Raw genomic sequence first — 261 nt, forward strand, 5'->3', positions numbered from 1 at the left:
AAGGATGGTGGAGCTATGCGGGATCGAACCGCAGACCTCCTGCGTGCAAGGCAGGCGCTCTCCCAGCTGAGCTATAGCCCCATCGTAGTTATCTCATTCACCTTAATTCTTGCTGAGACAAGGCGTGGAACGGCGAAGCATACTGAAGTATGCGAGTCGTTTCACAACGCGGTATCAGAAAGAATTTGGTAGGCCTGAGTGGACTTGAACCACCGACCTCACCCTTATCAGGGGTGCGCTCTAACCACCTGAGCTACAAGC

Annotated in this window: 1 tRNA gene; it reads right to left on the reverse strand. The window is 53.6% G+C overall.

Annotated elements, in window-relative coordinates:
* Window positions 1–5: 5 nt before the first annotated feature.
* Window positions 6–81: transfer RNA gene (locus OGY83_RS00770), tRNA-Ala, on the reverse strand.
* Window positions 82–261: the final 180 nt, after the last annotated feature.

The sequence above is a fragment of the Citrobacter sp. Cpo090 genome (assembly GCF_030332665.1).
Taxonomy (GTDB): domain Bacteria; phylum Pseudomonadota; class Gammaproteobacteria; order Enterobacterales; family Enterobacteriaceae; genus Citrobacter; species Citrobacter portucalensis.